Below are 8,451 nucleotides of genomic sequence, written 5' to 3'. Positions count from 1 at the left end.
TTTTTGCCCCCCATTCTTTAGAAAGGCTCACGCAGCCATACCATAAGAATCTTTCAGTATCTTTGACATGGCTTACGAAGAGGCCTGCAGAGTCAGGTAAGGAAAAGTATACCATGAAACTTCATTGGTATACTTTTCCTTGCCCTGAAGCTTTAATACAATTTTAGTTGAAATTTTACCTTTACTATTTATTTTAAAAAGCTGGTTATATATAATATAACTGGCTTTAATAATTTATGGGAGATGAAAAAATGGCAATAAAGAAATCTGAATTATACAGTTCACTTTGGTCAAGTTGTGATGAATTGAGGGGTGGCATGGATGCCAGCCAATATAAGGACTATGTGCTGGTAATGCTATTTGTAAAATATATAAGTGATAAATATGCCGGGATACCATATTCACCTGTTACAATACCTGAAGGTGCTACATTCAAGGATATGGTTGCTCTTAAAGGAACTTCAAATATTGGTGATGATATAAATAAAAAGATTATTGGACCTATCGCTGAAAAGAACCATTTGTCGGACATGCCGGACTTTAATGATGTTAACAAGCTTGGCAGCGGTAAGGAAATGGTAGATCGACTTACCAATTTGATTGCAATATTTGAACGTAGAGAGCTTGATTTCAGTAAGAACAGAGCGGATGGTGATGATATTCTAGGTGATGCCTATGAATACCTTATGAGACACTTTGCTACGGAAAGCGGTAAAAGTAAGGGGCAATTTTATACACCAGCAGAGGTAAGCCGTATAATAGCCAAAATAATTGGCATAAACCCTTCAAATGTAAATGCTCAGACAACTGTATATGACCCGACATGCGGATCAGGTTCACTGCTATTGAAAGTATCAGATGAAGCTGGCATTAAGATTTCGCTTTATGGACAGGAAAAGGATTCTGCAACAACAGGTTTGGCAAGAATGAACATGTATCTCCATGATAATCCGTTACATGAGATAAAGCAGGGAAACACCCTTGCAAATCCAATGTTTAAGGATGCAAACGGCAGGCTAAAGACCTTTGATTACGTGGTGGCAAATCCGCCCTTCAGCGATAAACGTTGGGGTAATGGGGTGGATGCCGAACATGATGAGTTTGAAAGGTTTAAAGATTATGGAGTACCACCAGCTAAAAACGGCGATTTTGCATATCTTTTGCATATAATACGTTCATTAAAGAGCGGAAAGGGCAAAGGTGCCTGTATTCTACCCCATGGTGTTCTTTTTAGGGGAAATGCAGAAGCGGAAATACGTAAGAATCTTATAAGGAAGGGATATATAAAAGGCATTATCGGATTACCAGCAAACCTTTTCTATGGAACTGGAATTCCGGCATGTATAATAGTACTTGATAAGGAAAACGCTGTAAACCGCAAGGGAATTTTTATGATTGATGCAAGTAAAGGCTTTATGAAGGATGGAAACAAAAACCGTCTTCGCCACATGGACATTCATAAAATCGTGGATGTGTTTAATAATCAGATTGAAATAGATAAATATTCAAAAATGGTGCCTTTTTCAGAGATAGAGAAAAATGAATATAACTTGAATATTCCAAGATATATAGACAGTCAGGAAGCAGAAGATATACAGGATATTGAAGCTCACCTTTCAGGTGGAATACCAAAGTATGATATTGATGCTTTGAACGAGTATTGGGAAGTATGTCCCAATCTTAAGGAAGCACTTTTTTCCAAAAGCTCAAGGGAAAAGTACTTTGATTTAAAGGTGGAAAAGGATGATATAAAGAACACTATTCATAAGCACAAAGAGTTTAAAGCTTTTTCAGATGCAATGGAAACTCATTTTAAAGAATGGAAGGTCAAGCATACAGATTTGCTAAAAGGTATGAAAGTAGACTTGGTTCCTAAAAAGGTTATATTTGAATTGTCTGAAAGCATACTTGCCCATTATAAGGACACCAAGCTTATTTCAAAGTATGATGTTTACCAGCATCTGATGGATTTTTGGGATGAGATCATGCAGGATGATTGTTATATGATATCTGTTGACGGATGGAAGGCTGAAACTTACAGAATACTGATTGAGAATAAGCAAAAGAAGTTGGTAGACAAGGGCTGGACCTGTGATCTGGTGCCAAAAGAATTGGTAATTAACAGGTATTTTTATGAGAAAAAACAGGATATTGATATGCTGGAGACTGAATGTGAGAGTGTTGTATCGCAGATAGCAGAGTTGGAAGAAGAGCATAGCGGTGAAGAAGGATATTTTGCAGAACTAGAAAAGGTTAATAAGGCTAGTGTCCAAGCAAGGCTTAAGGAAGTTGGTAAGGATGCAAAAGATGAAAGAAAGGTACTGGAAGAATATCTAGAATTATGTAATCAAGAAGCGGAGTTAAACAGGAAGATTAAGGATGCTAAGGCAGAGCTAGATAATATAGCTTATGAAAAGTATCCAAAGCTTACGGAAGATGAAATTAAGGTTTTGGTTGTTGAAGATAAATGGATGGCGGTTATCGAAAAGGATGTGCATTCTCAGATGGATAGCATTAATCAAAGGTTGACTCAGAGGATAAAGGAGTTGGCCGAGAGGTATGAGAAGACTTTGATGGAATTGGATGATAAGGTTAAGGTGATGGAAGAAAAGGTTAAGGCTCATCTGGAAAGGATGGGGCTATGAGAATTGAAAATAAATATAAGATTACTGAGGTTGGTGTAATACCAGAGGATTGGGAAGTAAAAGAATTGGGTGAGTTCTGTACAAAAGTTGGAAGTGGAATAACTCCTACAGGTGGGGAAAAGGTTTATAAACCTGAGGGAAGACCTTTTCTACGTAGTCAAAATATTGGCTGGGGCAAATTATTACTTGAAGATATTGCTTTTATTGATGATATTACTCATGAAAAATTTAACTCAACTGAAATAGAAAAAGACGATGTTTTTTTAAACATTACTGGAGCTTCTATAGGACGTAGTTCAATAGCTGATGACAGAGTTGTTGCTGGCAATGTAAATCAGCATGTTTGTATTATACGAACAAAGAAATCACTGTTGATGCCTTTATTTTTGAATTATTTTTTACTATCATTTAATGGTCAAAAACAAATTGAAAGTTATCAATCGGGAGGAAATAGACAAGGACTAAATTTTGGACAAATCCGGTCGTTTAAGATTTTATTACCACCAACAATTAATGAGCAAGTTGCCATTGCAACTGCTATTTCTGATATTGATGAATTAATACAGACTTTAGAAAAGCTCATTGATAAAAAACGCGTAATTAAACAGGGAGCTATGCAGGAATTACTTACAGGCAAAAAGCGTGTAAATGAATTTGGTTTAAAAGCTGGTAAATACAAAAAAACTGAAATTGGAATAGTTCCTGAGGATTGGCATGTTTATCAAATTGGTGATTTGATTAAATTTCTGGGAGGATCTCAGCCTGACAGAACTTATTTTATTTCTACAAGGAAAGAAGGTTATATTCGACTAATACAAATTCGAGACTATAAAACTGACAAGTACAAAACATATATACCAATCAGTTTGGCTAGAAGATTTTGTAGTAAAGAAGACATTATGATTGGTAGATATGGACCACCAATATTTCAAATTTTAAGCGGGCTCGACGGAGCTTATAATGTTGCACTAATTAAAGCTATTCCTAGTGAGAAGCTTAATAAAATCTATGCGTATTATTATTTAAAACAAGAAAAGTTATTTGACTTTATTGAAAAACTTTCACAAAGATCCTCTGGTCAGACTGGTGTAGATTTAAAAGAATTAAGATCATATCCTTTATTATTACCACCAACTATTGAAGAACAAAAAGCTATTGCCTCCATACTATCCGACATGGACGCCGAAATAACCGCATTAGAAAACAAACTGGAAAAATACAAAAAAATCAAGCAAGGAATGATGCAAAATTTATTAACAGGCAAAATAAGACTTATTTAGCAAAAAATAATCCCAATTATACAAAATATGATAAAATATATATGTAATTTAGTAACTCCAATTAAATCATGCATCACTGAAGGAGGACAGCTATGCCGAATGTAGGACAGATTGAGAGGGAAACGCAGAAACGTATAATTGCATTATTCAAAAACGAGTTGAAATACACCTACCTTGGAAATTGGGAAGAGCGGCTGGACAACAAGAATATCGAAGATGGATTGTTGACGGCATATCTGGCTAAAAGAGGATATACTAGAAACCAGATCGAAAGAGCAGTTCATGAGCTACAGCACACATCTACCAATTATAATGAGGACCTGTACAATAGAAATAAAAAAGTTTACAGTCTACTTCGTTATGGTGTCAAGGTTAAGGTAGGTGTTGGGGAAAATTATGAAACAGTCCATTTGATTGATTGGGATCATCCGTTGGAAAATGATTTTTACATAGCGGAAGAAGTTACAGTAATTGAAGAAAAAGAAAAACGACCCGATGTCGTCCTTTACATAAACGGTATTGCAATAGGTGTTCTTGAACTTAAACGAAGTACTGTATCTATAGGTGATGGTATACGCCAAAGTATAAGAAATCAGAATAAAGATTTTATTGAGAAATTCTTTTCTACGGTGCAATTTGTTTTCGCTGGAAATGATACTGAAGGACTGAGATATGGTACAATCGGTACTCCAGAAAAATTCTTCCTCACATGGAAGGAAGATATTGAGGATGACAGCCGTTTACAGCTTGATAAATACCTTATAAAGATGTGTAATAAAGAAAGAATCATTGAGATAATGCATAATTTTATTCTTTTCGATGCTGGAATGAAGAAGCTTCCAAGAGTTCACCAGTATTTTGGAATAAAGGCAGCCCAAGAGCATGTAAAGAGATATGAAGGTGGCATAATCTGGCATACCCAGGGAAGCGGCAAAAGTATTGTAATGGTACTTTTGGCAAAATGGATATTGGAAAATAAGCCGAATGCCCGTGTTGTCGTAATAACGGACAGGGATGAACTGGATAAACAGATTGAAAGGGTTTTCACCGATGTTGGAGAAAAAGATATAATCCGAACTTCCAGCGGCAGAGATTTGATGCTTCAACTTTCAAAAACTTCACCAAGATTGTTGTGCTCCCTTGTTCACAAGTTTGGAAAACGAGATGTGGACAATTTTGAAAGATTCATTAAGGAACTTGAAAGTCAGCCAGCACATGCAGTTGGTGAATTATTTCTTTTTATAGATGAATGTCATCGTACTCAGAGCGGAAAGCTTCACCGAACCATGAAAGCAATGCTTCCAAACGCTGTCTTTATTGGTTTTACTGGGACACCCCTTTTAAAGAAGGATAAGGCGACAAGCCTTGAGGTTTTTGGAAAGTACATACACACCTACAAATTCAATGAGGCTGTTGAGGATAAAGTTATACTGGATTTGATGTATGATGCACGGGATATTGATCAAAAGCTTACATCTCCTGCTAAGGTTGATGAGTGGTTTGAAATAAAAACAAGGGGCTTAAATGATTTCCAAAAAGCAGAGCTGAGGAAAAAATGGGGTACAATGCAGAAGATTTTAAGTGCCCGTTCACGTATGGAGAAAATCGTTGCTGACATTGTGTTTGATTTCAGCACCAAGCCAAGAATAAACTCAGGATCTGGTAACGCAATACTGGTAGCTTCAGAAATTTATGAAGCATGTAGATATTACGAGCTTTTTCAGAAAACTGATTTTAAAGGGAAGTGTGCAATTGTTACATCCTACAACCCAAGCACTAAAGATATTACAACAGAAGATACGGGAAGCAATACAGAAACCGAAAAGGAGTATATATACAATACATATAAGGAACTTCTTAAGGATGTTGTTCCAAAACCCAAAAAGACCAAAACTGAAACTTATGAAGATAATGTAAAAGAAAAATTTTTAAAAGAACCTGCCAATATGAAGCTTATTATAGTTGTAAACAAGCTTTTGACAGGCTTTGATGCACCAAGCTGTACTTATATTTATATCGATAAATCCATGCAGGATCATGGATTGTTTCAGGCTATATGCCGTGTAAACAGGCTGGATAGTGATGATAAACAGTTTGGATATGTTGTTGACTACAAAGACCTTTTCAGAAAAGTTGAAAAGGCAGTGGCAGTATATACTGCCGAGCTTGATTATGATGAGTTTGAAAAAGCCGACTGTGATATTCTTTTGAAAAACAGGATTGAGCAAGGACGTGAAAGGCTGGATGAGGCCATTGAACATCTGGATTTCCTCTGTGAGCCTGTTATGCCTCCTAAAGATACATTCCAGTACATGCGTTATTTTTGCGGTAATCCAGAAATTCCGGAGGATTTAAAAGCTCGGGAAGTTCAAAGAATGGCTTTATATAAAGGGATAGTGGCACTCATAAGGGCTTATGCAAATATTGCCGATGATATGGAAGCTGCAGGATATACCGAAAAAGAAATTATGGATATAAAGAAGCTAATAGATTTTTACTTAAAGTTAAGAGAAGAAATAAAGATGGCAAGCCATGAAACAACTGATTTTAAAACTTATGAAGCTGATATGAGATATCTTATTGATAGTTATATACAGGCTGAAGATCCTCGTAATATTTCACCGTTTACTGAAATGTCACTTATAGAAATAATTGTAAAAACAGGGATTGCAGACGCTATCAACAGCCTTTCGGAAAATATGAAAAGCAATAAGGAGGCAGTAGCGGAAGCTATTGAAAATAATGTACGCAGTAAGATAATTAAGGATCATTTGATTGACCCTGCATATTTTGACGAAATGTCAACTTTGTTAAAAGCAGTAATTAAAGAGCGTAAAGATAATGCCATTTCTTATGAGGAATACTTAAAGAAGATTGCAGAACTTGCCAGAAACGTTCAGCAGGGAAAAACCGACAGTACTCCCAAGAGTTTAAATACCCCAGCCAAGAGAGCTTTGTTTAATAACCTTGGGAAAAATGAAGAGCTTGCCATTGCAGTTCATAATACTGTTATGGAGAGTAAACCAGATGGTTGGCGAGGTGAAAACACTGCAAAAAAACAGGTGATCAAAAGTGCATTATATCAAGTTTTGCAGGATCAAAATGAAGTAGAAAGGATTTTTTCAATTGTCGAGCAGCAAAACGAATATTAAACTTGGACAGATACAATTTGGAGATATTATTATTGATGTTGAACAAAAAGATATAAAGAATATTCATCTTAGCGTATATCCTCCTTCCGGTGCGGTACGAATAGCTGCTCCTTTAAGGCTTGATATGGACACAATAAGGGTATACGCACTATCAAAGTTAAGTTGGATAAGAAGACAGCAGGAAAAATTCAGAGGGCAGGTAAGAGAAACCCCAAGGGAATATTTAAATAGGGAAAGCCATTTTTTTAGAGGAAAACGATATCTTTTAAAAGTTATTGAGTCAAATGGTATACCGAGGATTGAGCTAAAACATAAAACAATGGTCATGTATACCAAAGTTGAAACAACGATGGCTAAGAGACAAATAATAATTGATGAGTGGTATAGGGCACAGCTTAAAACCCTTATTCCGCCACTGATTGAAAAATGGGAAAAGATACTCAATGTAGAAGTTAACGAATTTGGAATCAGGAGAATGAAAACAAAATGGGGTACATGCAATGCTGAAGAAAAACGAATTTGGATAAACCTTGAGCTTGCAAAAAAACCTCCAAATTGCTTGGAGTATATAGTGGTACATGAAATGGTGCACCTACTGGAAAGAAAACATAATAATATTTTTATAGCATATATGGATAAGTTTTTACCCAAATGGAAGTCTTACAAGGATGAGCTTAATCAATTACCAGTTAGACATGAGCAATGGAAGTATTAACAAAACCAAATGTAAAACCGGGGGCAGAGGTGATAAATATGAGCAGTGATTTTTTGAAAGGCAGAATAGAATATTGTCAGCTATTAATAAATACAATATTAGAATACAAATGCCCTGATGGTATTTGCAGAATAACTCAAAAAGAATTAGCTCAAAAAATGGGTAAATCTGCTTCAAGCATTTCCAAAACGATAAAACAATTCAGCTTGGTTGACAATTGTATTGAAACAATCTCAAGAGGAGAATATAGGGTTAATTGTGTTAATATTCTGGAAAAAGGGCCAATTTTTAAATCCATATTTATTATGGGAGTTCTGGCAGAGAATCCTGAAATAATGGATTTGCCTTACAAGGAACAAGCTGAAATTTATGGATTCTCAGTAAAAGAAGTACAGATTGCATACGGATATTTATTTTCTATTATTCCAAAACAAAGATAACTAGGCTATTCTATTCCATTAAAAAATAACATTCAACCTGAGTTGTATATAAAATGTAGTACGGAACGCTTCAGGGGTAAGGAAAAGTATACCAATGAAGTTTCATGGTATACTTTTCCTTACCTGACTCTGCAGGCCTCTTCGTAAGCCATGTCAAAGATACTGAAAGATTCTTATGGTATGGCTGCGTGAGCCTTTCTAAAGAATGGGGGGCAAAAA

5 protein-coding genes are annotated in these 8,451 nt (G+C 35.8%); all 5 read left to right on the top strand.

Annotated features, from left to right (window positions below):
• Positions 1–251 precede the first annotated feature (251 nt).
• The 5 genes from VIO64_RS08845 (at position 252) to VIO64_RS08825 (ending at position 8,232) form a co-directional block, all read left to right on the top strand.
• Positions 252–2,645 carry a type I restriction-modification system subunit M gene (locus VIO64_RS08845; RefSeq protein WP_331917254.1) on the top strand — a complete coding sequence of 798 codons (2,394 nt, stop codon included), beginning with the start codon at positions 252–254 and terminating at the stop codon, positions 2,643–2,645.
• Complete coding sequence (locus VIO64_RS08840; protein ID WP_331917252.1) at positions 2,642–3,925, top strand: restriction endonuclease subunit S; 1,284 nt, start codon at positions 2,642–2,644, stop codon at positions 3,923–3,925. Before VIO64_RS08845 ends, VIO64_RS08840 begins: the two co-directional genes overlap by 4 nt.
• 92 nt (positions 3,926–4,017) lie before the next feature.
• Positions 4,018–7,077 (top strand): HsdR family type I site-specific deoxyribonuclease, encoded by a 3,060-nt coding sequence (locus VIO64_RS08835; RefSeq protein WP_331917250.1) that lies wholly within the window; start codon positions 4,018–4,020, stop codon positions 7,075–7,077.
• On the top strand, positions 7,052–7,792 hold the full coding sequence (locus VIO64_RS08830) for a SprT family zinc-dependent metalloprotease (protein ID WP_331917248.1): 741 nt from the start codon (positions 7,052–7,054) through the stop codon (positions 7,790–7,792). The genes VIO64_RS08835 and VIO64_RS08830 overlap by 26 nt, the downstream gene beginning before the upstream one ends.
• Positions 7,780–8,232, top strand: coding sequence for a hypothetical protein (locus VIO64_RS08825; RefSeq protein WP_331917246.1), 453 nt, complete (start codon positions 7,780–7,782; stop codon positions 8,230–8,232). The genes VIO64_RS08830 and VIO64_RS08825 overlap by 13 nt, the downstream gene beginning before the upstream one ends.
• The last annotated feature ends 219 nt before the right edge of the window (positions 8,233–8,451 follow it).

Origin of the sequence: Pseudobacteroides sp. (assembly GCF_036567765.1) — a bacterium.
In the GTDB taxonomy this organism is placed as follows: Bacteria; Bacillota; Clostridia; order Acetivibrionales; family DSM-2933; genus Pseudobacteroides.
The sequence above is the reverse complement of the archived record's forward strand: the minus strand, read 5'-3'. Positions and strand labels throughout refer to the sequence as shown.